At 52.7% G+C, this 26,071-nt stretch carries 25 protein-coding genes; 22 read left to right on the top strand and 3 right to left on the bottom strand.

The features are described from left to right. Positions 1–34 precede the first annotated feature (34 nt). The 5 genes from FHS18_RS11920 to FHS18_RS11900 all read left to right on the top strand — a co-directional run bounded on the left by FHS18_RS11920 (position 35) and on the right by FHS18_RS11900 (position 4,891). On the top strand, positions 35–1,339 hold the full coding sequence (locus FHS18_RS11920; RefSeq protein WP_183600263.1) for a methionine gamma-lyase family protein: 1,305 nt from the start codon (positions 35–37) through the stop codon (positions 1,337–1,339). Between the two features lie 61 nt (positions 1,340–1,400). Then, positions 1,401–1,811, top strand: coding sequence for a MerR family transcriptional regulator (locus tag FHS18_RS11915; protein ID WP_183600262.1), 411 nt, complete (start codon positions 1,401–1,403; stop codon positions 1,809–1,811). A gap of 49 nt (positions 1,812–1,860) precedes the next feature. Then, on the top strand, positions 1,861–3,189 hold the full coding sequence (gene glnA / locus FHS18_RS11910) for a type I glutamate--ammonia ligase (RefSeq protein ID WP_183600261.1): 1,329 nt from the start codon (positions 1,861–1,863) through the stop codon (positions 3,187–3,189). Between the two features lie 242 nt (positions 3,190–3,431). Next, complete coding sequence (locus tag FHS18_RS11905; RefSeq protein WP_343060506.1) at positions 3,432–3,812, top strand: RDD family protein; 381 nt, start codon at positions 3,432–3,434, stop codon at positions 3,810–3,812. A 302-nt stretch (positions 3,813–4,114) separates the two neighbouring features. Then, complete coding sequence (locus FHS18_RS11900; RefSeq protein WP_183600260.1) at positions 4,115–4,891, top strand: RNA ligase family protein; 777 nt, start codon at positions 4,115–4,117, stop codon at positions 4,889–4,891. Positions 4,892–5,074: 183 nt separating this feature from the next. Here the strand turns inward: FHS18_RS11900 and lexA are convergent, their stop codons facing one another. Beyond that, positions 5,075–5,698 (bottom strand): transcriptional repressor LexA, encoded by a 624-nt coding sequence (gene lexA, locus FHS18_RS11895; RefSeq protein WP_183600259.1) that lies wholly within the window; start codon positions 5,696–5,698, stop codon positions 5,075–5,077. Between the two features lie 192 nt (positions 5,699–5,890). Between lexA and FHS18_RS11890 the strand changes: the two genes are divergently transcribed. The 5 genes from FHS18_RS11890 to FHS18_RS11870 all read left to right on the top strand — a co-directional run bounded on the left by FHS18_RS11890 (position 5,891) and on the right by FHS18_RS11870 (position 9,045). Next, complete coding sequence (locus FHS18_RS11890) at positions 5,891–6,271, top strand: LysM peptidoglycan-binding domain-containing protein (RefSeq protein ID WP_183600258.1); 381 nt, start codon at positions 5,891–5,893, stop codon at positions 6,269–6,271. Between the two features lie 113 nt (positions 6,272–6,384). Beyond that, positions 6,385–6,573: a DUF896 domain-containing protein gene (locus tag FHS18_RS11885; protein WP_183600257.1), complete on the top strand. Its 189-nt coding sequence runs from the start codon at positions 6,385–6,387 to the stop codon at positions 6,571–6,573. A 52-nt stretch (positions 6,574–6,625) separates the two neighbouring features. After that, positions 6,626–7,615, top strand: coding sequence for an aldo/keto reductase (locus tag FHS18_RS11880; protein ID WP_183600256.1), 990 nt, complete (start codon positions 6,626–6,628; stop codon positions 7,613–7,615). Between the two features lie 103 nt (positions 7,616–7,718). Then, on the top strand, positions 7,719–8,240 hold the full coding sequence (locus tag FHS18_RS11875) for a hypothetical protein (RefSeq protein ID WP_183600255.1): 522 nt from the start codon (positions 7,719–7,721) through the stop codon (positions 8,238–8,240). Between the two features lie 19 nt (positions 8,241–8,259). Further along, positions 8,260–9,045: an HAD family hydrolase gene (locus FHS18_RS11870; RefSeq protein ID WP_183600254.1), complete on the top strand. Its 786-nt coding sequence runs from the start codon at positions 8,260–8,262 to the stop codon at positions 9,043–9,045. 57 nt (positions 9,046–9,102) lie between these two features. Here FHS18_RS11870 and FHS18_RS11865 read toward each other — a convergent pair whose 3' ends face one another. Then, on the bottom strand, positions 9,103–9,642 hold the full coding sequence (locus FHS18_RS11865; protein ID WP_183600253.1) for an acireductone dioxygenase: 540 nt from the start codon (positions 9,640–9,642) through the stop codon (positions 9,103–9,105). A 169-nt stretch (positions 9,643–9,811) separates the two neighbouring features. Here FHS18_RS11865 and metH point away from each other — a divergent pair, with 169 nt between their 5' ends. Together metH and rnz are read left to right on the top strand one after the other, a co-directional pair. Further along, on the top strand, positions 9,812–13,252 hold the full coding sequence (metH, locus tag FHS18_RS11860) for a methionine synthase (RefSeq protein ID WP_183600252.1): 3,441 nt from the start codon (positions 9,812–9,814) through the stop codon (positions 13,250–13,252). A gap of 144 nt (positions 13,253–13,396) precedes the next feature. Next, the gene (gene rnz / locus FHS18_RS11855; RefSeq protein WP_183600251.1) at positions 13,397–14,329 is read left to right on the top strand and encodes a ribonuclease Z; all 933 of its coding nucleotides are present in this window, start codon (positions 13,397–13,399) and stop codon (positions 14,327–14,329) included. Positions 14,330–14,413: 84 nt separating this feature from the next. Here rnz and tlp read toward each other — a convergent pair whose 3' ends face one another. Continuing rightward, entirely contained in the window at positions 14,414–14,623 is a 210-nt protein-coding gene (tlp, locus tag FHS18_RS11850) for a small acid-soluble spore protein Tlp (RefSeq protein ID WP_183600250.1), read from the bottom strand. Between the two features lie 214 nt (positions 14,624–14,837). Here tlp and FHS18_RS11845 point away from each other — a divergent pair, with 214 nt between their 5' ends. From FHS18_RS11845 to FHS18_RS11800, 10 genes are all read left to right on the top strand, one after another. Further along, positions 14,838–15,812 carry a metal-dependent hydrolase gene (locus tag FHS18_RS11845; RefSeq protein ID WP_183600249.1) on the top strand — a complete coding sequence of 325 codons (975 nt, stop codon included), beginning with the start codon at positions 14,838–14,840 and terminating at the stop codon, positions 15,810–15,812. A 147-nt stretch (positions 15,813–15,959) separates the two neighbouring features. Beyond that, entirely contained in the window at positions 15,960–18,245 is a 2,286-nt protein-coding gene (locus tag FHS18_RS11840; RefSeq protein WP_183600248.1) for a DEAD/DEAH box helicase, read from the top strand. Continuing rightward, a complete protein-coding gene (locus FHS18_RS11835; protein WP_183600247.1) occupies positions 18,242–19,678 on the top strand; it encodes a ribonuclease H-like domain-containing protein in 1,437 nt (478 codons plus the stop codon). The genes FHS18_RS11840 and FHS18_RS11835 overlap by 4 nt, the downstream gene beginning before the upstream one ends. A 17-nt stretch (positions 19,679–19,695) precedes the next feature. Further along, on the top strand, positions 19,696–20,526 hold the full coding sequence (locus FHS18_RS11830) for a TIGR01457 family HAD-type hydrolase (protein ID WP_183600246.1): 831 nt from the start codon (positions 19,696–19,698) through the stop codon (positions 20,524–20,526). A 58-nt stretch (positions 20,527–20,584) separates the two neighbouring features. After that, positions 20,585–21,400 (top strand): Fpg/Nei family DNA glycosylase, encoded by an 816-nt coding sequence (locus FHS18_RS11825; RefSeq protein WP_183600245.1) that lies wholly within the window; start codon positions 20,585–20,587, stop codon positions 21,398–21,400. 7 nt (positions 21,401–21,407) lie between these two features. Beyond that, positions 21,408–22,244, top strand: a complete 837-nt coding sequence (locus FHS18_RS11820) for a deoxyribonuclease IV (protein WP_183600244.1) — start codon at positions 21,408–21,410, stop codon at positions 22,242–22,244. Further along, a complete protein-coding gene (locus FHS18_RS11815) occupies positions 22,241–22,543 on the top strand; it encodes a cyclic-phosphate processing receiver domain-containing protein (protein ID WP_183600243.1) in 303 nt (100 codons plus the stop codon). The genes FHS18_RS11820 and FHS18_RS11815 overlap by 4 nt, the downstream gene beginning before the upstream one ends. A gap of 33 nt (positions 22,544–22,576) precedes the next feature. Next, positions 22,577–23,362 (top strand): ABC transporter ATP-binding protein, encoded by a 786-nt coding sequence (locus FHS18_RS11810; RefSeq protein WP_183600242.1) that lies wholly within the window; start codon positions 22,577–22,579, stop codon positions 23,360–23,362. Further along, positions 23,359–24,375: a 23S rRNA (cytidine(2498)-2'-O)-methyltransferase RlmM gene (locus FHS18_RS11805; RefSeq protein ID WP_246427595.1), complete on the top strand. Its 1,017-nt coding sequence runs from the start codon at positions 23,359–23,361 to the stop codon at positions 24,373–24,375. Before FHS18_RS11810 ends, FHS18_RS11805 begins: the two co-directional genes overlap by 4 nt. Before the next feature lie 84 nt (positions 24,376–24,459). Further along, on the top strand, positions 24,460–26,064 hold the full coding sequence (locus FHS18_RS11800) for a serine/threonine-protein kinase (protein WP_183600241.1): 1,605 nt from the start codon (positions 24,460–24,462) through the stop codon (positions 26,062–26,064). Positions 26,065–26,071: the final 7 nt, after the last annotated feature.

Here is a 26,071-nt window from a genome sequence, read left to right as displayed (position 1 = left end):
CTGTGGTGGCGTTTCGTAAGGAGAGACAACGGTTGTGAGTCGGAATGAACAGCAAGGGAAAGCTCGTAACGAGCAATGGAATACGCTAGTCGATTGGGCGGATGCAGCGGAGGAACAAGTTCTTCCCTTATTCCTCAAGTTGGACAAAATTGCCGAGCGTAATCAATGGAAAGTTATTCAGGCTTTCCAGAAATATAAAGTAAGCGATTTTCATTTTAATGGTTCTACCGGTTATGGCTATAATGATTCCGGCCGGGAAACACTCGATTTGGTGTATGCTGAAGTGTTCGGAGCGGAAGCTGCGCTAGTTCGTCCGCATTTCGTGTCGGGCACCCATACAATCAGCTGTGCATTGTTCGGTTTGCTTCGTCCCGGCGACGAACTGCTGTACATTACTGGACGACCTTATGATACCCTTCATAAGGTCATCGGCAAGCCTGGCGATGGGACAGGCTCCTTGCAGGATTTCGGCATCGGCTACAAGGAAGCGGAGTTGCTTGCGGATGGATCAGTGGATTGGCAAGGTGTGGAAGCTAAACTAACGGAGCGAACGAAGGTCATTGGCATTCAACGCTCCAGAGGCTATGATTGGCGCTCTTCGTTCACCGTGGCCGACATCGCGGAGATGGTCCGGAAGATCAAGGCGATCAGACCTGATGTAATGGTGTTCGTCGATAACTGCTACGGAGAGTTCACCGAAGAACTCGAACCAACGGAAGTAGGCGTCGATCTGATGGCAGGCTCTTTGATTAAAAATCCTGGCGGAGGTCTTGCTCCTACGGGAGGTTATGTCGCTGGCACGAAACATGCCGTCGAGCTGACCGCGTATCGATTGACAGCACCTGGCATAGGCGGCGAAGTAGGCGCTACGTTAGGAACGCTGCGCTCGATGTACCAAGGATTGTTCATGGCGCCGCATATTGTGGGACAAGCACTGCGCGGCAGCGTTTTCGCTGCTGCCATCTTCGAACGGCTTGGCTTCGAGAGCAGTCCGCGTCCTGAAGCGATTCGAACAGACTTGATCCAGGCTGTTCGCTTCGCCGAGCCAGAACAATTGATTGCTTTTGTGCAAGGTATTCAGCACGCGGCGGCGGTCGATGCCCATGTCAATCCAGAACCGTGGGATATGCCGGGATACGAACACCCTGTTATCATGGCAGCCGGTACGTTCATGCAAGGCGGAAGCTTGGAGTTATCGGCGGATGCACCGATTCGAGAGCCATATATTGCTTACATGCAAGGCGGGTTAACCTACGCTCATGTCAAATTTGGCGTTCTGAATGCTCTACATACTCTCGCGGAACGAAAGTTAATTGTAATTAAACCTTACACAACTTGACACGTTTTTGGTAGAGAGGTACAATAGGGGTATATATTCAGAACTGGAAGGTTGATGCGATATGGGTGATGATATCCGCAGGAATATGGCTTTGTTCCCGATCGGGATTGTGATGAAACTAACTGACTTAACGGCACGCCAAATTCGTTATTACGAACAGCACGAATTGATTGTGCCTGCACGGACGGCGGGCAACCAGCGGCTCTTCTCTTTTAATGATGTTGAGCGTCTGCTGGAGATCAAGTCCCTTATTGAGAAGGGCGTTAATATTGCCGGCATTAAGCAAGTGATGAATCCGGTTTCGAAGGAATCGGAGGAAGCGACTGTCGTAACCGATCAGTCGGAAGTGAAACGCCGCGAGCTGTCCGATGCTCAGCTGCATCGTCTGCTGAAGCAGCAGCTGCTGGAGAAGCGGCCAGGCAAGGCTTCGCTCATTCAAGGCCAGTTGTCGCGCTTCTATAACAAGAAGTAAAAGATGGAATGATTGAACAACCAATACATGCGTTGAAGGAGATGATCCTATGAGTTACACCAAAGAGGATATTCTGCGTATTTCCCAAGAAGAGAATGTACGTTTCATCCGTTTGCAGTTTACCGACTTGCTCGGCACGATCAAGAACGTTGAGATTCCTGTGAGCCAATTGCAGAAGGCGCTTGATAATAAAATGATGTTCGACGGATCTTCCATTGAAGGTTATGTTCGTATTGAAGAATCTGACATGTATCTCTACCCGGATCTCGACACTTGGGTAATCTTCCCTTGGGTATCCGAGAACCGTGTTGCGCGTCTAATCTGTGATATCTATATGCCGGACGGCACGCCGTTCGCCGGCGACCCGCGCGGTATTCTGAAGCGCGCGCTGAAAGAAGCCGAAGCGATGGGCTTCACCGCGATGAACGTAGGTCCGGAGCCGGAGTTCTTCCTGTTCAAGACCGACGAGAAAGGTGACCCGACAACGGAATTGAACGACCAAGGCGGTTACTTCGACCTTGCGCCAACGGACCTCGGCGAGAACTGCCGCCGCGAGATCGTATTGACGCTGGAAGAAATGGGCTTCGAGATTGAAGCATCCCACCATGAAGTAGCACCAGGTCAGCACGAGATCGACTTCAAATATGCGGATGCGATTCTGGCAGCCGACCAGATCCAAACGTTCAAGCTTGTCGTTAAGACGGTTGCGCGTCAACATGGTTTGCACGCGACATTCATGCCGAAGCCGCTCTTCGGTGTGAACGGTTCGGGTATGCATGCTCACCAATCGCTATTCCGCGGTGAAGAGAATGCATTCTACGATGAGTCCGATAAACTCGGCCTCAGCCAAACGGCACGTTACTACATGGCAGGTATTCTGCGCCACGCTCGTGCATTCGCGGCGATTACGAATCCGACGATCAACTCGTATAAGCGTCTGGTTCCTGGTTACGAAGCCCCTGTATACGTAGCATGGTCTGCGAGCAACCGCAGCCCGATGATCCGTATTCCGGCTTCCCGCGGACTTTCGACACGTATCGAAGTACGGAATCCGGACCCTGCAGCGAACCCATATCTGGCGCTTGCAGTCATGCTGAAGGCAGGTCTGGACGGCATTCAGAACAAAATGCCGCTGCCGGCACCGGTTGACCGCAACGTCTACGTGATGACCGAAGAAGAGCGTATCGAAGAAGGCATCCCAAGCTTGCCAGCCGATCTGAAGGAAGCGCTGGATGAGATGCTGCGCGACGAAATCGTCTGCGAAGCACTCGGCGACCACGCGCTCGCTCACTTCTATGAGCTGAAGGAGATCGAGTGGGATATGTATCGCAGCCAAGTTCACCAATGGGAACGCGATCAATATCTGACGCTGTACTAAGAGAGGAATCCCTTGACGCCGTAAGGCGTTGGGGGATTTTTTGTGTTTGTCAAAAACAATCGAGGGTGTGGAATAATTTATTTAATTGATATGTGATTAGGAAAAAGATAGAGTTGATATTAGAAATATTACACTAGATAGCAATAAAGGGAGCGCGTCGTATATGCAACAGTCGTTTAACGTCATTTCAGAACACCCTCACATGTCAAAACCGTTTCAGACGCCAAAAGGCTTCTGGCCGCGTGTTGGTTCCAACCTTATTGATGGCCTGGTATTCATTGTGCCCTCTTTTATTTTGGGCACGGTCATCTCGATATCAGGCGGGAGATCGGGATTACGTACAGTCTGCATTTAATAGTTTAAGCACGATTTATCAAGTCGTGCTGCCTATCTACTGGGGCGGTCAGACGATCGGTAAACGTGCGATTAAAGCACGTATTGTTCGCGTGGATGGCGGTCCAGTGGGCTGGTGGACGATGATCAGACGTGTGTACATCTCTGGACTTGTTTACGCGTTTACTTTAGGGATTGCCTTAATTGTTAGCGCGATAATGATTGGTACACGTGAAGGCAAGCGTGGCATTCACGATTTCATTGCGGGTACTCAAGTAGTAGAGGATTAAAGAATAGATGAACCAGAGCCATTCCAGTATGGGGAGTGGCTCTATCTTTTATGAGCGAACTCATAGGAGCCGCTCTCATGAAAAAACGATGGTTTTCATTCTTCCGTGATCGACATTTTAGGCTGCAAATGATGCGTTCTCTGGTTCGTTAGTACGGCCGCAACAATAACGACAGTCACTGCAAACTCCGAATATCGAAGACTCAGATGGTATCGTCAGTTATTTGGTTCATGTGTTAAAATTAGTTAATTATTGACTCAGCTTGGAGGTACATAGATTCTCTGATAAAGGAGATGAGAGGGTTGGATCTGAAGAAGATTAATTCACTAACGAAATACCCGAGCATTCTTACCTATCATGCATTAGGGGAGCGAGGTCGACTAAACGAGGCGTTATCCGAATCAGAAGGTTTTTCGGATGAAGAGCAAGTATATGTGTATGAAAAAATAGACGGAGAGAACGCCCGGATGGTTTTCATCAAAAATAGTCAAAACGACATCGACTATCTTATCGGTTCGAGGGAAGAGTTGCTATTTGCCAAAGGGGATCGGATCGGGAATCCGTATGGAAATATCGCGGACTTTCTTAAGCCTCATGCAGAACGCCTGCTTGATGAGATCTTTGCGCATGGCGATTGGGCGCTAACGGTCATTTATCAAGAATCGTATGGCGGCAAAACAAAAGCAGCCAAAAACTATACGAACAACAAAACGCAAGGATACAGAGCGTTCGATGTGTTCTCATTGAAGGCTGACGAATTGGAGCAATTGCTCGCATTACCGCAAGAGAAAATAGCCGAATGGAGAGAGCATGGAAAACAGCCATTCTATACGGAAACGGATAAGAAGCGTTTCCTTGATCATATGGAGCTTGAATATGCTCCGTTGCTAGATACGATAAGAGGCCGGGAATTCCCAGTAACGCTTGATTCAACTTTCACGCTGTTGAAGAATTACGAACAAACAAAGGTCGGTATCGATGCTTCGGGTAAATCGGAGGGGATTATTGTACGTTCGAACGATCGGAAAATAATTAGAAAAATTCGGTTCGAAGATTATGAACGTACTTTTCGCAAGTAACAGGTTGTCGCAACTGAACCTGTGTTACCTAGAGGCTCAGACTGGCGCAACGCGAGTGGATAGAAGAAGGATCCTTTTGTCGCATTGCGGCTTAAGGGTCCTTTTTGATATGTACAAGAATAATGAAAGGGCTGTCCCAAATTGCCTCGCGGCAAGCTGGCTACAGCCCTGAGAAGAACGGTATTAGTGAATGTCGCGGAAGAGTCCAATAACTTTGCCCAAGATCGTAACATTGCGAAGACGGATCGGTTCCATGGTCGAATTCTCAGGTTGCAAACGGATGTGGTCGCGTTCCTTATAGAACGTCTTCACGGTAGCTTCATCATCTTCGGTCATGGCAACGACGATCTCGCCGTTGTTAGCAGTCTGCTGCTGGCGAACGATGACATAGTCGCCGTCATGAATGCCGGCTTCAATCATACTTTCACCCATGACATTAAGGATAAATACATTATCATCGCCTACGCGGTCGGCAGGAAGCGGGAAGTAGTCTTCAATATTCTCCGTAGCAGTGATCGGCAGACCGGCCGTAACTTTACCAACGACTGGCACTTTGGCGATAGCAAGCGGGAAAGCGAGACCGCCTTCAAGGTCTTGATCTAAAATCTCGATCGCGCGAGGCTTAGTCGGGTCGCGGCGAATGAGGCCCTTCTTCTCCAAACGGTCCAGATGGCCGTGTACCGTCGAGCTGGATGCGAGTCCGACCGCTTCACCGATCTCACGGACGGAAGGCGGGTAGCCTTTCTCCCGAACCTCGGTCTTAATGAATTCGAGTATCGCCTGCTGGCGGTTGGAAAGTTTCGACAACGGAATCACTCCATAAAGTTCATTTGTGTCAAATTATAACACAGAACCGGAGTTCGTACAAACATAAGTTCGAGAAACAAAGGTTCGCATTTTGTTGCGAACAAATGTTCTAAAAGTGATTGACACCAAACGAATGTTCGTGTTATTCTGATTCCAACAAGAACAGAACAAATGTTTGGGGGAGTCATAATCATGATAACGGCCATTTCTTCTTACTCATATAACGGACAAGCTAAGGCGAATAATAAACAAACTAACCGGAGAAAAGAGAAACGGAAAAGCCTAATCAAAGTCACAGTGCGCTTAATCGCAGCAGCTATTTTCTTCATTATTGTTTTCGCTGGCTTTACATTAATGAAGGGGGACGCCAGCATGTCTCATCCGGCACAGCCAACTGCCGATGAGCGTTTGATCGTTGTCGGATCGGGCGATACGCTATGGGAGATTGCCGGCAAGGTGAAGCAAGACGGCGACGATATTCGTGAAGTTGTCTACAACATCAAGAAGCGTAACCAATTAGAGAACAGTGCACTGAATGCAGGTCAATCCTTAATCATTCCGGCGGGCGAATAGCGTCCGCCGTTTTTATGTTTGTTTTCTTGACAACGGGCAAACAAAAGTGTCAAAGTAAACAATGTAATGTTGACTAGCGAATAGAGCTTACGAAGAGGAGAGGCGTTACAGTAGTGGAAGAGCTTATTGCAAGAATCAATGAATTATCGCGCAAACATAAAACAACAGGACTGACCGCTGAGGAAACGCTCGAGCGTGCCTTGCTGCGCAAACAGTATTTGGACAATTTCAAGCGGAATTTCCGCAATCAGCTTGACAATATCAAGTTCACGGATGAAGAAGACAACGATGTGAAGCATTAAGACCGGTTGAAGACGGCCGGACTACACTTGAAGGTGGAAGGGGACTTGTCTGGTGGAATATCGTTTGCTTGGGAGAAGCGGCTTGGCCGTATCGGAGCTTTGTCTAGGTACGATGACATTCGGCAATACGACCAATGAGCAGGATTCAATCGAAATGATTAATCGTTTCATCGAACGGGGCGGTAATTTCCTGGATACGGCAGATGTGTACGTGTCAGGCCGTTCCGAAGAGATCGTCGGACAAGCGATCAAGGATCGCAGAGATGAAGTCGTTCTGGCCACCAAAGTACGTATGCAAACGTCGAACCATCCCAATGGCGTTGGTATCTCGCGCAAGCATATTATGGAAGGCGTCGATGCAAGCCTAAGACGATTGCAGACCGATTACATTGATCTGTATCAGGTCCATGTATGGGATCATGCTACGCCGATCGAAGAAACGCTCCGAGCGCTTGATGATCTCGTATCGTCGGGTAAGGTCCGTTACATCGGCTGCTCGAACTTCTTTGCCTGGCAGCTTATGAAGGCACTAGCTACGAGCGACATGAACCGATATGTGCGGTTTATTTCCATTCAGCCTCAATATAGTCTGGTTAGTCGCGAGATGGATCGGGAGATGATCTCCTTATGCCTGGAGGAGAACGTCGGCATCATTCCTTGGGCTCCGCTAGGCGGCGGTTTCCTGACGGGGCGGTATAACCGAGAAGAGCCGATCGAGGGTCGATTGACTTCTAAGGTAGGCGAGAGCTCTTGGGCGCTTCGAAATTCGGAGAAAAACTTCGCCATTCTGGATGAAGTGAAACGGGTTGCGGAAGAGGTCGGCAAAACGCCGGCTCAGGTCGCGCTTCGTTGGCTGAACCAACGCAAGGGCATTACATCGCCGATTTTCGGAGCCAGCACGCTTGCGCAGTTTGAGGATAATATGGGAGCGCTCGACTGGAAGCTGCCGGAAGAACTGTGGAATCGCCTAAGCGAAGTAAGTCAATTGCCTTCGGAATATCCGAACCGGTTCATCGCCAAATTCGCAAGACCGTTCGAATAAATAAGCAACGCACTAGGCAGCTGCTGCGTATGATTGGGCAGCATGTTTAGCGCGCGTTCAGCAGCACAAGAACCTGCAAAAATTCGTTAGGGAGGCTCCCGATTTGTCATCACGATCTTGGGAACGTAAAGTAAAAAAGAATCAAGCGGAATTAAACAAACAGCGGAAGAAAAGCGGACATGCGCCATTGTCCATCACGAAGAAGGAAGAGCAAGTCGATACGTTTAAGGGGCGCAGCTTTATTTTGCCGGCGTTCTTGATTTTGTTCATTGCTCTATATGTCATCACGACGTTAACTTCTGACGTAGCCGATGATGTAGGCGTCATGTTCTATGTGACGATCGCACTCTATATCTTCATGGCTGTGATCTTTGCCTTACGCAGACCCTACTTGGCGGTGGGCAAAGATTTCGTGAAGACACGTCGCTTCGGCGGCGATCGCACGCTGTATCTTCCGGCGATCAAAGCAATCACCATAGCCAAAGGCTCGGTCGTGATCGAACAGCAAAAAGGAGCAAACTGGGTATTTACCCGGATGATCAACCGTTATCCAACGGATGAGATGGCTGAGCGTTTGCGCGCATTCGCGCTTACCAATAACATTGCGTTAAAAGAGAACAAGTAGACTGGAGTGTTCATCGGGCATGGCGAAGAAAGCAGTATTGTTTGATCTGGATGATACGTTATTATGGGATGACCGCAGTGTTCAGGAGGCCTTCGACGCAACATGCGAGGCTGCTGCCGCTAAGACGGGAATCGACGCCAAGAAGCTGGAGGAAGCCGTTCGCCATGAAGCGCGCGAGCTGTATGCTTCGTATGAGACGTTTCCTTTTACCAAAATGATCGGGATCAATCCGTTCGAAGGACTCTGGGCTAACTTCAAGGAAGGCGAGCAGGAGGAATTCCGCAAACTGGAAGCTCTTGCACCGAATTACCGCCGCGAAGCATGGACTCGCGGGCTGAAGGCACTTGGTGTCGATGATCCGGCACTTGGTCAAGAGCTTGCCGAACAATTCCCGGCTGAGCGTCGCAAACGCCCTTACGTCTATGAAGAGACATTCGAGGTGCTGAAGAAGCTGAAAGGGAACTACAAGCTGCTCCTGCTTACCAACGGATCGCCTGACTTGCAGCAAGAGAAGCTGGATGGCGTACCGGATTTGGCTCCGTATTTCGACCATATTATTATCTCGGGTACATTCGGCCAAGGTAAACCAGCAGCTCCGATCTTCAAGCACGCGCTGGAACGGCTTGGGATTGAGCCGGAAGACGGCATTATGGTCGGCGATAAGTTGACGACCGACATTCTTGGTTCGAACACGATTGGCATGACTTCCGTGTGGATTAACCGCCACGGGGCAACGCGTACAGACGAAATTATTCCATCCCATGAAATCAAACATCTCGAAGAGCTGCTGCCTTTGCTCGTATAACACGAAGAAAACCCCGTTTCTCCATCGAGAACGGGGTTTTCGTTTGCCATACGATTCTTATTTTGCAAAAGCGGCGTCTGCGAACGGATGAGCGATCCAGCCTTCTGTCTCGATGAACAGACGAACGGCGACGATCTGGCGGTTGTCCATAAGCGTGAAGAAGTGCGGCTTATGCTCAGGGACGGAGATGACGTCGCCTGCTTCAAGCTCAACATCGAAGTAACCGACATCGTCAGTGCCTTTGATGATGAAGATGCCTTTGCCTGCCGTAATCGCGCGAACTTCGTCTTCCGTGTGGGTATGGACGGATTCGAACTTCTTGAGCAGTTCGTCGAGGTTAGGCGTCGCGTCGGACAGGGTGATCAGGTCCCACACTTTGTAGCCGCGGCGGTCGGCAAGATCGCGAATATCTTCGTCGAATGTTGCCAGGACTTGCGCTTTCTCTTCATCGGACAGGACGAACTTCTCTTGAAGCTCGGCTGGAAGCTTGCCAGGATTCCAATGCTCATAAAGTACTTCTTGACTGTCTAGGAATGCGCGTACGTTCTCTTCGCCTTGAATGCGCTCGTTAGTATTGCGGATATGAATCTCTGCCATTCTTAAATCCCTCTTTTCCTATATGCATTTGCTTTAAGTGAGTATAATTATATTATAAAAGCGTTGAACTGTCGACAGAAGAAGCTTTTCACCTGTTGTCGATTCTGGTAGACTAAGGGTTAATGATTTTGGGGTTCATAGTTGAAGGCGGGAAGGAAGAAGTTCATCAATGACAAAACCGACCATTCAAGACATGATGAAGCAAAGAATTCTGATCCTCGATGGCGCGATGGGAACGATGATCCAGCAGCGAGACCTGAAGGCCGAGGATTTTGGCGGTGAAGAGCTCGACGGCTGTAACGAGATGTTGGTGCTCACACGCCCGGACGTTATACAAGATATTCATGAGGCTTACCTGGAAGCGGGAGCTGACATTCTCGAGACCAATACATTCGGCGCGGCAAGCGTCGTTCTGGCCGAATACGATATTCCTCAGCGGGCAAGAGAGATCAACTTGGCAGCAGCGCGTATCGCAAGAGACGCAGCGGACAAGTTCTCGACGCCGGAGTGGCCACGTTATGTCGCTGGGGCGTTGGGACCGACTACGAAGACGCTATCCGTTACAGGCGGCGTAACCTTCGACGAGTTGGTCGAAAGCTATCATGAGCAGGCTGTAGCATTGATCGAAGGCGGCGTAGATTCGCTGTTGTTAGAGACTTCGCAGGATACATTGAACGTCAAGGCCGGAAGCATCGGGATCAGACAGGCGTTCGAGACGACTGGGATCACGCTGCCGATCATGATTTCCGGTACGATTGAACCGATGGGTACGACGCTGGCCGGACAGACCATCGAGTCGTTCTACATTTCGCTCGAGCATCTGAATCCAATCTCAATGGGACTTAACTGCGCGACTGGCCCCGAGTTCATGCGCGACCACATTCGCTCGCTCTCAGAGATTGCCAGAACGGCGATCAGCTGCTATCCGAACGCAGGTTTGCCGGATGAGAACGGCCAATATCACGAATCGCCTGCATCGCTTGCGAAGAAAATAGCGGCATTCGCCGAGCAGGGCTGGTTGAACATCGCAGGCGGCTGTTGTGGAACGACTCCGGACCACATTCGTGCAATGGCGGAGACGTTAGCCAATTATAAGCCGCGTACGCAGCTTGGCGATCACCCGCCGGCCGTATCCGGCATTGAGACCGTCTTTATTGAAGAGGACAACAGGCCGATCATGATCGGCGAGCGGACGAACATCTCCGGCTCGCGTAAGTTCAAACGCTTGATTAAGGAAGGCAAGTTCGACGAGGCTTCCGAGATTGCCAGAAGCCAAGTTAAGGGCGGCGCGCATATTATCGATATTAACCTGCAGGATACCGATATCGATGAGGTATATGCGGTCAATGAATTTTTGCCGCAAGTCGTCAAGAAGATCAAAGTGCCGCTCATGCTCGATTCCACGTATGACCATATCATTGAGCTCGGCTTGAAATATTCGCAAGGCAAGGCGCTGATCAACTCGATCAACCTCGAAGACGGCGAATCCAAATTCGAGAAAATCGTTCCGCTCATCCACCGGTATGGCGCGGCTGTCGTCTGCATACTTATCGACGAGCGCGGACAAGCGGTATCGCGCGAAGCGAAGATGGAAGTTGCTACGCGTTCGTATGAGCTTCTGACAGGCAAATACGGGATGCAGCCGGATGATATTATTTTTGACCCGAATATGTTCCCGGTCGGCTCCGGCGATCCGCAGTATATCGGTTCGGCGGTCGAGACGATCGAAGGGATACGGATGATCAAGGAAAAATATCCGCGCGCGAAGACGATACTCGGTCTGAGCAATATCTCGTTCGGTCTGCCGGATGCCGGCCGTGAAGTGCTGAACTCCGTCTACCTCTATCATTGCACGAAAGCAGGTCTGGATTACGCGATCGTGAATACGGAGAAGCTCGAGCGCTATGCTTCCATTCCCGATGAAGAGCGACGTCTGGCGGAAGAGCTGATCTACAACACGAATGACGATACATTGGCGGCATTCGTGGCGGCTTTCCGCGATAAGAAAGTCGAGAAGAAGGAGAAGACCTCCAACTTAACGCTTGAGGAGCGACTCGGATCTTATGTCGTTGAGGGGACGAAGGAAGGGCTTGTTCCGGATCTGGATGAAGCGCTGAAGAAATACACCGCGCTTGAAGTGATCAACGGACCGCTCATGAGGGGCATGGAAGAGGTCGGCCGGTTATTCAATAACAACGAACTGATCGTAGCCGAGGTTCTGCAGAGCGCAGAGGTTATGAAAGCTTCCGTTGCTCACCTGGAGCAGTTCATGGAGAAGGACGAAACCTCCGTGAAGGGCAAAATCATTCTCGCGACCGTAAAAGGCGATGTGCATGATATCGGGAAAAACCTGGTTGAGATCATTTTGTCCAACAATGGTTATCAAATCATCAACTTAGGGATCAAAGTACCGCCTGAGCAGCTGATTGAAGCTTACCGGAAAGAGAAAGCGGATGCGATCGGTCTGTCCGGCTTGCTCGTCAAATCGGCGCAACAAATGGTCGTGACGGCACAGGATATGAGAAGCGCTGGTATCGATGCGCCAATTCTCGTCGGCGGCGCTGCGCTTACGCGGAAGTTTACGAAAACCCGGATTAGCCCGGAATACGACGGGCTGGTGCTGTACGCGAAGGACGCGATGGACGGGCTGGATATCGCCAACAAGCTGATGGATCCGAACCATCGTCTCAAATATGAGGAAGAACTGGCCGCGCTGAAGGCATCCGGCTACGCGATGGAAGAAGAGAAAAAGCCGCTGCCGGAGTTGTCTCGCGCCGTACGTTCTAATATTTCGCAGGACGCGCCGGTGTACATTCCGCCGGATCTCGATCGTCACGTGCTGCGTAATGTGCCGATTCGGCAGATTCATCCTTATGTGAATATGCAAATGCTGCTCGGCCATCACCTCGGGCTAAAGGGGAACGTCGAGCAGTTGATTAAAGAACGTAACGACAAAGCCGTAAACCTGAAAGATACGGTTGAAAGCATATTGGCAGAAGGATCGGCTACGGGTTATCTGCAAGCACATGCCATGTATCGCTTCTTCCCGGCGCAATCTTCCGGCAATGACATCATCATCTATGATCCGCAGGATCCTACCCGCGAGATCAAACGATTCAGTTTCCCGCGTCAGCAAGTCGAACCTTATCTGTGTTTGGCGGACTTCCTGAAATCCGTCGAGAGCGGAACGATGGACTATGTCGGATTTCTCGTCGTTACGGCTGGACAAGGTATTCGCGAACTGGCGAACGATTGGAAGGACAAAGGCGACTACCTGCGTTCGCATGCGCTTCAATCCGTTGCGCTTGAGGTTGCGGAAGGGCTTGCGGAGCAAGTTCACCATATGATGCGCGATACGTGGGGCTTCCCGGATCCGCATGACATGACGATGAAACAGCGTCACGGCGCACGTTACCAAGGGATCCGCGTCTCCTTCGGTTATCCGGCATGTCCAAATCTGGAGGATCAAGAACCGCTCTTTGATCTGATGAAACCGGAGGATATCGGGGTGCAATTGACCGAAGGGTTCATGATGGAGCCGGAAGCTTCCGTCTCCGCCATGGTATTCGCGCATCCGGAAGCGAAATATTTCAATATCGACAAAACGTAAGGCGGACAACTTCTGTCTCTTAACTTAAGGAGACTGAATATGCCGTACTTCGAACGCATACCCTCCATGAGCGCGGTATATTCCGTGCAATGGAGGGTATTGCTATACACGGCGCAATAGATTAGGCGGAAAGGAACGATTCGGATGCAACTGATGTTTCTAGGAACAAGTGCAGGCAGGCCGACGAAGACGAGGAATGTGACCGCCGCGGCACTTGTGCTACCGGATCCGCTCCATGTATTTTGGTTGTTCGATGCAGGAGAGGGCACGCAGCATCGGATGCTGGGCAGCAAGCTAAAGCTGAACCGGCTGGAGAAAATTTTCATCACCCATTTGCATGGCGATCATATCTACGGATTGCCAGGGCTTCTCAGCAGCAGATCGTATTTCGAGGGGGCAGTGCCGCTTGAATTGATCGGCCCGCCTGGTATTAAAGCCTTCATTGAAGGGGTATTCGCCTTAAGCGGAACCCATCTGGAATATGAGTTCACGATCCGTGAAGTTGAACCTGGACTCATTCTGGAGAATGACCGGTTCAAGGTGACGGCCGACACGCTCGTTCATCGCCTGCCCTGTTACGGTTACCGGATCGAAGAGAAGGAGTCGCCCGGACCGCTCAAGCTGGAGCGTCTCGCCGAGTTCGGTCTTAAGCCGGGTCCGGAATACGGGCAACTGAAGCGGGGCGAGGACGTGCAGCTTGCAGACGGCACTTGGATTCGAAGCAGTGAAGTGGCGGGGAAGCCGCTGAAAGGGCGCATCGTCACGATTCTCGGTGATACATCGCCATGTGATGCCGCCATTGCGCTCGCCAAGGATGCGGATTTGCTCGTCCATGAGGCGACTTTTGCACCTGGAATGGAGGAGAAGGCAGCTGCCTACGGACATTCGACTTCGATGCAGGCGGCCCAGATAGCTTTGGAAGCCAATGTGAAGACGCTCGTGCTCACGCATTTCAGCTCCAGACTATGCGCGGAAGATGTGGAACAGCTTGTGCAAGCGGCTCAAACGCTCATTCCCGATACAAGAGCGGCCGAGGATTATTCGGAGATCGCGATTACCAGACCGGAACGAGGATAAGTCTACATAAAAGGAATACCCCTGCGCGGGCTGATCATTCAGCTTATGCAGGGGTATTGTCGTTACAACTGCAGATAACGCCGATTAAGTCTCATCTTTAATTTCGGACTTGAATTTCGAGATGCTGTTCTTCCGATTCTCGTTCTTCTCTTGGATGTCTTGCAGCTCGGTAGCAGAGATTTCGTCTGCATGCTCATCCAAGTATTGTTCGGCTTCATGAAGGTTATGAAGCGTATTTTGCACGTGCTGCTGCAAGTGCTCGGCATTGTCTGCGCGATTGTCTGGTTTAGCCATGGGGTCATTCCTCCTATAGATGCTTGATAACTTGATGAGGTTGCTGTTCAACCCGCAATAGCATGTGACAGGCTAGTGCCGAATATGCACATGGATGATATTGCAAACCAGGCTTGTCCGGTTACAAAATCATTAACTGGCGCAAATGATCCGCTGACGATCGAACGTTATGATGCGAGTAAAAGTTGTAACGTTGGTAGGGAGGATGAGGCCTGTGGATACTGGAAGCCACCTGTTGTTCGGCGTCACGCTGGCGGGACTGTCGATGGTCGATCCGCACGTTGCGGCGAATCCTGAACTGATCTTTGCGGTACTGGGCGCGACAATGATCGGGAGCCATGCGCCGGATTTTGACTCTGTCATGCGCCTCAAGGGTCAGCCGTCGTATATTCGCAATCACCGGGGGATTACGCATTCGCTGCCTGCGCCGCTCTGTTGGTCGTTGTTGTTCGGTCTGGCCGCAACGGCGCTCTCGAACCAATGGGCGCATTTCGGAACGATTTGGCTATGGACGTTCATCGCGGTTTGCTTTCATATTACGTTGGATCTGTTTAATGCATACGGCGTGCAATGCTTACGGCCCTTCTCGCGCAAGTGGTGGCATCTGGACGTCTTATGCTTGTTCGATCCTTATCTGTTCGGTCTTCACGCTGCCGCTGCAGTGCTATGGGCTGCGGATGTTATGCCTCCGGCGCCGTTATTCGTTACGGTCTATGTTCTGACCTTGCTGTATATCGGATGGCGAACCTTAGTCAGCAGGCAAACGGTGAGCAAATTGCGAAACCAATTCGAAGCAGGGAGCGGCGAAATTACGCTGTTGCCCAGCTTGTCAGGCCGTTCCTGGCAATTCGTCGTAGAGACGCGCGATCGATATGTAATCGGCCGCGTACGAGGCAATCAGATCACGGTTGAAGCGGAGATCCAGCGGACGCGAACGGAACTGCTGTCTCCCGTAGCCAAGGCGACGATGACAACGGACGGCGTTAAGGTATTCCTTGGTTTTGCTGACCGGATTCATGTGAAGGTGCAAGAGCAGATTGAAGGGTACGAGGTGATTTGGAGCGATATTCGGTTCTGGCATAATCATAAGATGCCTTTCGGCGTCGCGGTAACCTTGGACCGGGATCTGAACGTGCTGCGTGAGCAGATCGGCTGGAACAAAAAAACGTGGGAGCCTCCTCATGTCTAAATAGGGCAAATCTCGATAGATGAACGAATTAAGCCGTTCTTTCCTGAAGATGGGAGGAGCGGCTCTTTGATTCCCATTGCGGCACGAACATGCATTCTGTACAATAGAGAGATAGCTTGAACACGGAAGGGTAAAGGGGAGAAAGACATGAACCGGTGGACGGGGAAAACGTCCGGTTTGGACGAGTGGCTGCATCTGCTGAAGCAGCAGCCGGAAATCATGGAGAATGTAACGCATTGGCATACGTTACCGCCGCGCGAAGCCATTACGGCAAGCCTGCCAGGGGACATTCATCCGAAGCTTGTGGGCGCATTGGGTACCAAGGGCATCCGCGAGCTGTATATCCATCAGGCTGACGCGTATCGCGCCGTCCGCCGTGGCGAGCACGTCGTCACTGTAACGCCGACGGCATCCGGCAAGACGCTCTGCTATAACTTGCCCGTACTTCAGTCGCTGCTCGAGAATGACAGCGGTCGGGCGCTCTACCTGTTCCCGACCAAGGCGCTTGCCCAGGATCAGGTCGCAGAGCTGCAGGAACTAGCCGCCGCTATGGACGTCGACATCAAATCCAGCACGTACGATGGCGATACGCCGCCAACCGTTCGTCAGGTCATTCGCAATGCGGGTCATATTGTCGTGACGAACCCGGATATGCTGCATTCGGCCATACTGCCGCATCATACCAAGTGGGTCAAACTGTTCGAGAATATCAAATATATCGTTATCGACGAGGTGCACTCGTATAGAGGCGTATTCGGAAGCCATGTCGCCAACGTCATCCGCAGACTGAAGCGGATTTGCAAATTTTACGGTTCGAGCCCGCAGTTTATTTGCGCTTCGGCCACCGTGGACAACCCGAAGGAGCATGCGGAGCGCTTGATCGGCGAGCAGGTGACGCTTGTGGCGAACAATGGCGCGCCTGTAGGCGAGAAGCATTTTGTCTGCTACAATCCGCCGGTCGTGAACAAACAGCTGGGCATTCGCAGAAGCAGCGTGCTCGAGACGCAGCGTCTGGCCGGACAGCTGCTGAAACAAGGCGTGCAGACCATTGTATTTGCACGGAGCCGAGTGCGTGTGGAATTACTGCTCACGTATCTGCAGGAGATCGTGAAGAATGAGCTCGGCACGAAGACGATCCGCGGTTACCGGGGCGGTTATTTGCCGAAGCTGCGCCGGGAGATCGAGCGAGGATTGCGCAGCGGCGAGATTCGCGGCGTCGTCAGCACCAATGCGCTCGAGCTTGGCATCGATATCGGACAATTGCAGGCTTGCGTCATGAACGGGTATCCGGGCACGATCGCCAGTACATGGCAGCAGTCCGGACGGGCTGGACGCCGTGCCGGAACGTCGGTCACGTTCTTGGTCGCAAGCAGCAACCCGCTGGACCAATATATGATTTCGAACCCGGACTTCTTCTTTAATCAACCGCCGGAACGGGCGCTCATCCACCCGGATAACTTGCTGATTCTCATCGACCATGTGAAATGCGCGGCCTATGAGCTGCCTTTCGAAGCCGGTGAGCTGTTCGGCAGCGAGCCGCTTGAGCATATGCTGGAATTCCTCGTGGAAGAGAAGGTTCTGCATCAAGTGAAGAACCGCTGGTATTGGATGGAGCAATCGTTCCCGGCGCACGGGATATCACTTCGTTCGGCCGCGCAGGAGAATTTTATTATCATCGATATGACGGAAGGCAGCAGAGTGCTCGGTGAGGTGGACCGCTTCAGCGCTCCGACGCTTATACACGACGAAGCGATCTATATCCACGAAGGCGTCCAGTACCAGGTGGAGAAGCTCGATTATCCGGAGAAAAAAGCATATGTGCGCGAAGTGGACGTGGACTATTACACGGACGCTAATATGGCCGTCGAGCTGAAGGTGTTACATGTCGATAAGGAGCAGCTGAGCGGCGAGCTGATGCGTCAGTACGGCGAGGTGACGATCAACGCGAAGGCGACGATTTTCAAAAAAATCCGCCTCCGAACGCATGAGAATATCGGTTCCGGTCCGATTCATCTGCCGGAAGAAGAGCTGCATACAAGCGGCTACTGGTTCTCCTTCAGCGAAGAGGCTGCCGCCACGAAGAGCACGAATGATATGCAGCAGGCGCTGCTCGGGCTCGCGAACGTGCTCGTTCACATCGCGCCGCTCTACCTGATGTGCGACCCGCTGGATATTCGCGTCGTCCCTCAAGTGAAGGCCGTGCACACGAAGCTGCCGACCATCTATTTCTACGACCGATACCCGGGCGGAATTGGCCTTAGCGAGCGGTTGTTCCATGTGCACGATGAACTTCTGGGCAGAGCCAAGTCCTTGATCGCTTCCTGCACATGCCTTAGCGGCTGTCCGGCCTGCGTCGGGCCGATCGAAGAGGTCGGGCTGCTCGGCAAATCGCTTGCCCTTGATCTGATCGACATGGCGAAGGTGCCGTCATGAGCAGTTTGCGCGAACGGATGATGAGGCTGAGGGGAGCCTCAAGCCAGAACGAACAACCGGATGCGAAGCAGCCGGCATCGGGGGGAGACAGTCAGACGCTAGTTCGCAGCGAGACGGATGAGCATCATCAGGATGGGCGAACGGATCACTCCGAGTTCCATGCAGAAAAGCATCCCGAAGTAGCACATGTACCCGGTCCAGACGAAGAGAAGCTTTCTCCGGAATGGGCTGATATGCGCGTTCGGCTGGCTAAGACGGAAGAAGGCGAGTTTCTGCTACGGGAAACCCGTTATCCGATGACCTATCTTCATGGGGTTCATCGATTGGACGAACTCTACGAATCGGTAATGGGGCTCGCTTCCTTCGAACTATGGAGCGAGGCGAAGTCAGCTGGCGCGCGCCGCGTCACGCCGGGAACCCCGATCAGCCCCGTTCACCCGGAACGCATGCTCTTCTTCGACTTGGAGACGACGGGACTTGGCGTCGGGGCAGGCAATGTGCCGTTCATGGTCGGACTCGGCTTCGTGCAAGGCGATCAGTTTGTCGTGGAGCAAATGCTGATCCGGCACCCGGCAGAGGAGCGGGCGATGCTCTGCTACCTAACGAATAAGCTGCATGCCTATACGCACCTCGTCACGTACAATGGGCGTACATTCGATTGGCCGGTTCTGTCCAATCGGCTCATCCTTAACGGATTTCGGACATTCCGCTGGGAGCCGATTCATATCGATTTGCTGCATCCGTCCCGCAGCGTTTGGCGCAATACGCTCGCTTCTTGCAAGCTCAGCCATATCGAAGAGGAGCGTCTTGGCATCACGCGGGTCGATGATGTGCCGGGATCGATGGCGCCGGGCATCTATTTTCAATATTTGGCCGAGCAAGATCCTAAGCCGTTATTGGGCGTCTTCACCCATAATGAGATCGATATGGTTTCGCTTGCCGTGCTGGCGATTCGATTCGGTCATCTGTTAGGCGGCGAGCTTGGCAGGCGGGTCCCGTATCCCGAAGGAGCAGAAGAGACGCTGCGGACAGGTTTGTGGCTGGAGCGAATGGGGATGACGGATGCCGCAGAGGCTTTGTATGCCAGGCTCGAACACCATCCGGCGGCCGCCTCGCAGATTCTATGTTCACTGGCAGAGCGGGACAAGAAATGTGGAAATTGGCCCCGTGCTGTGTTATTGTGGCAGAAGGTTGTACTCGAAGAAGAGGGTGCACTGCACCCCAACTGGGACGCGCATATTGAACTGGCGATGTACCATGAACATAAAACGAAGCAGATCCGTTTTGCGCTCAGCTATGCAGAAACCGCGCTAACGCTTGCACACACCAGGTGGGCAGGGCTGCGGCTTGACGCCAAGAAGCGAGCGGAGCTGGATGCCATCCGCAAACGGATTGACAGGCTGCGTGCACGTCTGGAGCGGCTGCACGGATGAAGCAAGGAGAGAATGAGATGGCTGAAGAAGCAGGACAGACACGGACCGGATTCATGATTGACCTGGATGGGACTTTATATCACGGCAATCAGATGATTGATGGAGCAGATCATTTCATCCGTTCGCTGCGTGAGCGGGATATTCCCTATTTGTTCGTAACGAACAATTCGACCGCAGCGCCTGAGGTGGTCGCCGACCGCTTGGCGAGGATGGGCATTCCGGCTCAGGCAGCCGACGTGTGCACCTCGGCGCAAGCAGCCGGCGCGTACGCGGCTTCGCAATACCCAGGCGGTCGCGCCTTTATCATCGGAGAGACCGGTTTGCATGAGGCGGTTGCGGCTGCCGGACTTGCGATTGTGGCTGATAAGCCTGACGTGGTCATCCAAGGGCTGGATCGATCACTCACCTATGAACGGTTGGCTGATGCAATTCGATATATTCGCGAGGGAGCGGCATATATATTGACCAATCCCGACGTATTGCTGCCATCCGAAGGCGGATTCCTGCCAGGTGCGGGTTCCATTGCCGCCATGTTGGAGCGGGCGACCGGCGTGAAGCCTGTCGTGATCGGCAAGCCATCCGAGATTCTTATGAAGTTTGCGCTCGACCGGCTCGACATGACTGCTGCAGATGCATGGGTTATCGGCGATAATCCGTTCACGGATATTGCGGCCGGGCAGGCCGCGGGCTGCCGATCGGTGCTAGTGCTCACGGGATTGGCAACGAAATCGAATTATGAGGAACTTCTCGCGCAGGCGGGCTGTTCCGCGAATGAGATCATTCCGGATTTGCATGCTTTACTTGAATGGATTCATCGCGTCGAGCTACATCAGAACGCGACTACATAACGGATGAACATGTTGTCCCTACATATGAAACTGCAGCATGGCAGGAAGGAAGATTACAATGCCTGAATGGCCGGAAATGGAGCATTATCGGAAGCAATTGTCAGGCCTTATCGTCGGGAATACGATCCAAGGCACAGAAGTTACCAGAGCCAAATCCATCAATGTGGACCCGGCTCAGTTCGAAGCAGAGCTTGTAGGGCGTGCGGTCTGGTTCATTGAACGACGCGGCAAGATGCTTATTTTTCACCTCGATAACGGAAAGCGGCTGCTGCTTCATTTGATGCTCGGCGGATTGATTCATTTCGGTCCGGAAGACGAGCCGGTGGAACGCTCGGTTCAAGTCTCGATTCGGTTCCAGAAAGGAACGCTGCGCTTTATCGGACTGCGTCTTGGTTATTTGCATCTGCTCAGCCAGAAGGAGACCGAGAACCAGCTGCGCGATCTTGGACCTGATCCGTTAGACAAGCGATTGACGCTGGAGCGTTTCAAGGAACGGTTCAAAGGCAAGCGCGGCGCGATTAAGACGGCGCTGGTGGATCAGCATGTGCTGGCCGGGATCGGCAACTGCTATGCGGATGAGATTGCCTTCGCTGCAGAAGTGCGTCCGGATGTGAAAATTCCGGAATTGGAGCCTAACACGTGGGAGCGCCTCTATGCCTCAATGCATGAAATGCTGCAAGACGCGCTAGCGCATGGCGGTTATATGGAAATGCCGATTACGGCTGAGGATACGGTAACGGGCGGATATAACCACCATTGCCGCGTCTATGACCGGGGCGGGGAGCCTTGCGTGCGTTGCGGCGGGACAATCGTGCAAGCCGAGATCAGCTCACGCAAAATGTTCTTCTGTCCGTCTTGTCAGAAAGACAGGTAATCGGAAGATGAGAGCCGGCAGTCACGTCTCGACCCAAGGCGGCTATAAGATGGCGGCCAAGCGCGCGATGCAGATCGGCGCAAGCGCATTTCAGTATTTTCCTAAGAACCCGCGTAGCCTCACGATTAAAACATTCGATCCGACGGATGCGGCAAAGTGCGCTGAGCTGTGCAAGGCGAACGGAATCGCTTCGATTACCCATTCGCCCTATCCGACGAATATCGCATCGGAAGATGCGGCACACCGGGAGCGGACCGCGCTGTCTTTGCTGAATGATCTTGCGATCGCGGAAGCATGCGGTTCGCTTGGCGTCGTGGTCCATTTTGGCGTATATAAAGGCGAGGATGCGCTGGAGGGCTATAAGAATGCCATCTTAACGCTAAGCGCGGTTGCATCGCAATGGAACGGCAAGGCCAAGCTGCTCATCGAGAATCAAGCCGGCGATCATACGGACATGGGGATGACGATTGAAGAGCTGGCCCAGATTCGCAAACTCGCACAGGACCCGCACAAGATCGGCTTCTGTATCGACACCTGCCACCTGTTTGCAAGCGGCGTATGGCGCGGCGAGCGGGACGCCGAATGGCTGGATAAGGCACGGGAGCTTCACATCTTGGAGCATATCGCGGCGTTTCACTTGAATGATTCGATGTATCCCACCGGCGAACGGCGCGACCGCCATGCCGTCATCGGCGAAGGGCATATTCCAAGGGAAGGCTTCGAATGGCTGCTTCAGCATCCCGATCTTGCCGATACCCCCTTCATAATGGAGACGCCTGCCGGGAAGGATGGCACGCACCGGGAGCAACTGGCGCTTGTTCACCGCATAGGAGGAGCATCATGATGAATGTTTATTTGGATGATTTTCGGCCATGTCCAGAGGGATTTGTACTCGCCAAGAATGCGGAAGAGTGCATCCTGCTGCTGGGGTCTGAGGATGTCGACATCTTGTCGCTCGACTTCGATCTGGGCTGGGGACAGCCGACTGGACTTGCGGTCGTTCAATATTTGGTCGAGAGCGGCCGTTATCCGAAGCAGGTGTATCTGCATACGTCCAGCCCTTCGGGCAAGATGCAGATGTATCACATGCTGTATCGGAACGCGCCGCAGACGGTCCGTATTCACAATGGCCCGATGCCTTGAACGGCGGTTGCGGAAGCAGGGGGGATGTAGAGCATGATTCAAATGGAGAAACTTTATCTTACTCGTGGAGAGCGTCATATCCTTCGCGGCGTCGATCTGTCGATTAAGCAAGGCGAACAATGGGTTATTCTCGGCCGTAACGGATCCGGCAAGACGACGCTGCTCGAGATGATGACCGGTTACATGTTCCCGTCATCCGGTACAATCGATATACTCGGACATCGATTCGGTGAATGCGACGTCCGCGAGGTTCGCAAAGACATCGGATATATTAGCCAGTCGCTGGTTGAGAAACTGACGCTGCGCGATCCGGTGTGGGAGGTCGTCGCGACCGGTGAATACGCCTTCTTGCGCTTCTATCAGGAGATTGACGAGACGGTGCGATTGAAGGCGCTTCAACTGCTCGATGAGGTTGGTCTTGGCCACATGGCAGAGCAGCCGCTCGGCACGCTTTCACAAGGGGAGCGCAAGAAAATGCTGCTGGCAAGGGCGCTTATGTCTGACCCTAAGCTGCTTATCATGGACGAGCCATGTGCCGGCCTGGATCTGTATGAGCGCGAGAAGCTGCTCACGGATCTTGGCAAGCTGAAGGAACGCTCGATTACGATTGTATATGTTACCCATCATTTGGAAGAAATCATCCCGCTGTTCACTCATGTTGCGATCGTGCAGGATGGCGTTATCGCAGCGGCAGGTCCCAAGCAGCAAGTATTGACTAACGAAATATTAAGCCGCGCCTACAACTATCCCGTAGAAGTCGAGTGGGCGCACGGCAGACCGTGGATTCGCGTTGCCGCAGCAGGAGGAGAACAAGGTTGACACAATGGATTTGTACGGCTAACCGAGGGTTTGCGACGTACGCAATGGAAGAATTAAGACGCCAGTTCGAAGGGATTAAGATATCGCAGCTTACCCACGGCGAAGTATTTATTATGGAATCACCCCTAACGCGCGAAGCGGTTCTGGATCAGATCCGAACGAATGAGCCGATCTTCTTGCGGCATATTCATCCTGTCGACAAGAAGCTGCCAATCCAGGGCTCCGCCGACGATCTGCAAGCGTTGTCCGAGCTTGCGCGCCATGCTCGTTTGCGGATTGAAGACAAGCAGGTCGCGGTGCATCTCCGCCGCGCGGAACGCAGCCCTTACCCGTATTCGACGGCGGATACGAAGGCGGTATTGGATGCGGTCCTTGAAGAGGTTGGCGCAGAGCCGGTGCTGCAGTCGCCGGACGTGATTTTGTCCATATTCGCAGGCTTGGAAGAGTTGTACGTCGGGATTGCGACACCGGAAGAGCAGCTGTCTGATTGGCCGGGCGGAGCAGTCCGGTTCCAGCGGGAAGAAGGGCAAATTTCCCGGGCTAAATTCAAGTTGCTCGAGGCAGAGCGAGCTTTCCATATCAGGTTGGAGGAGTTCCGCGAAGGATTGGATATCGGGGCAGCCCCCGGCGGGTGGACGCATCTGCTGCTGGAACGCGGCTTGAAGGTAACGGCAGTCGATCCGGCCGAATTGCATCCTTCGTTATTCCAATATCCGCGGCTGACGAATTTGCGCAAGAATGCATCGGACTTGAAGTTTCAGCCCGGCACGTTCGATCTGCTCGTCTGCGATATGAGTTGGAGTCCGATGCAAATGGTTAGGTTGGTGCTTGATCTTGAAGAAGCGCTGCAACCAGGGGCAACGGCGATCATTACGGTGAAACTGATGCACAAGAAACCGCTGCAGACGATTAAGGATGTTATCTCCCGTTTCGGCACGGTCTTCGTGCTGCGGAAGGCCAAACAGCTCTTCCACAACCGGGAAGAGATTACGTTATACCTCGTGAAAAAATAAATACCAACGGGAAAGCATCCCGGGCTGATATCGGCAGATTGCCGCGGCTCGGGGTGCTTTTTTATGTCGCAAAGGGGGATTACCATGGGCATTGTTCTTCAGCAAGGCACCACGATAGCAGGCCGTTACCGCATCCTTGGGGCGATCGGTCAAGGCGGAATGGGGGATGTGTATGCGGCAGAGGACTTGCGGTTGGACGGCAGGCTCCGTGCAGTGAAAGTGAATCGGCCGCCATCGTCGGATGGTCACTACAAAGTCGAGGAAGCTGCGCTGCTCATGCGGCTGGATCATCCCCGTCTGCCCGCAATCGTCGATTACTGTCCGCCTGACAACGAAGGCGTGGAAATTGTGGTCATGGAGTACATTGATGGCTATAATCTACGTACCTTTATGGATCAATCGGGTGAAGGATTGTCGCTGTTGACCGTCATAGCAATCGGGGTTCAGCTGGCTGATGTGCTGAACTACTTGCATGGACAGTGCCCGCCCATTATCCATCGGGATCTGAAACCGACGAATGTCATGATCGATCGGACAGGGGAAGTCCGGCTGATCGATTTTGGTATTGCACGAAGTTACAAGGAAGGTGCTCACCGCGATACTTCACTGCTCGGCACGCCGGGTTTCGCCGCTCCGGAGCAGAATGGGCAATCACAGAGTGATGCACGAACAGATATTTATGGGCTTGGCGCGCTTCTGTTCTATGTGCTGGGTGGCGGCCGGGCACGAACCGCGAATGCTGCTCTTCCCGATCATGTTCCCGTTGACCTGCGCGGCATCGTGTATCGGATGCTAGAGCCTCGCGCCACTGACCGTTACAAGGACATGGAAGAGGTCGGCAGAGCTTTAGCCGGTGTGCACGCACGTCTGTCCGGCCCAATTGGACCGAGTTGGGAAGGTTCGCCAGCCATGCCCCGGCATCGGCAAGATGAAAGGGAAATAGCCAATATTAATTTTGGCCGCGTGCACCCATCTGCCAACTTGGCTCGTCAGATTGTTGTGGCTTCATTATCGCCAGGGGCCGGTGCTTCGTTCGTTGCGATCACGCTTGCGATCTTATTGGCCGAACGTGGGTTGCATTGCGCGGCTATGGAGCACGCTGCCGTATCTCCGGAATGGTATGCGCTACTCGATTCTTCGTCTCTTGTGCCTTATCAAGCCAACAAGCTGCTGGATCCTCGTTATGAGCGTTACATCAAAGAAGGCGTCCAATGGCATATGCTTCGCCCGAATCGCCATGCGGAGGATTTGAGAGATGACGGACGAAAGCTTAACCTCATGATTGAGCAGCTGGCTTGCGATGTGCTGGTGATCGACCTGTCTGGCAGTTGGATGCTTCCGGAGGCGGAGCAGCTGCTGCAGAACGCTGATCACCTTGTAATGGTAGCGGACCCGTTCCCGTCCAAATGGACAATGAAGCGACTGGCGGCAGCTGAAAAGGTGCAACTGGAACGGGAGGCCGCAGGTCGCGCGACTCATTGGGTATTGAACAAAGATGTTCCATTCTCCAGACGCAAAGAGTGGATGGACATGCTGCCGCGGAGGCCGGTTGCCGCGATCCCTCAGCTGCCGCCCGATAAGTTGGTGAATTTGCTTTGGGAAGGGAGATGGATAACTGAAGACCGGCGTTTGCGCAAGCAGGTCAAGACAGCTTTTGAAGCGCTTAACCGTAAGTTTTTTGAAATATAAGCACATT

Origin of the sequence: Paenibacillus phyllosphaerae (assembly GCF_014192105.1) — a bacterium.
Lineage (GTDB): Bacteria > Bacillota > Bacilli > Paenibacillales > Paenibacillaceae > Paenibacillus_Z > Paenibacillus_Z phyllosphaerae.
This window is presented reverse-complemented; position numbering and strand designations above follow the sequence as displayed.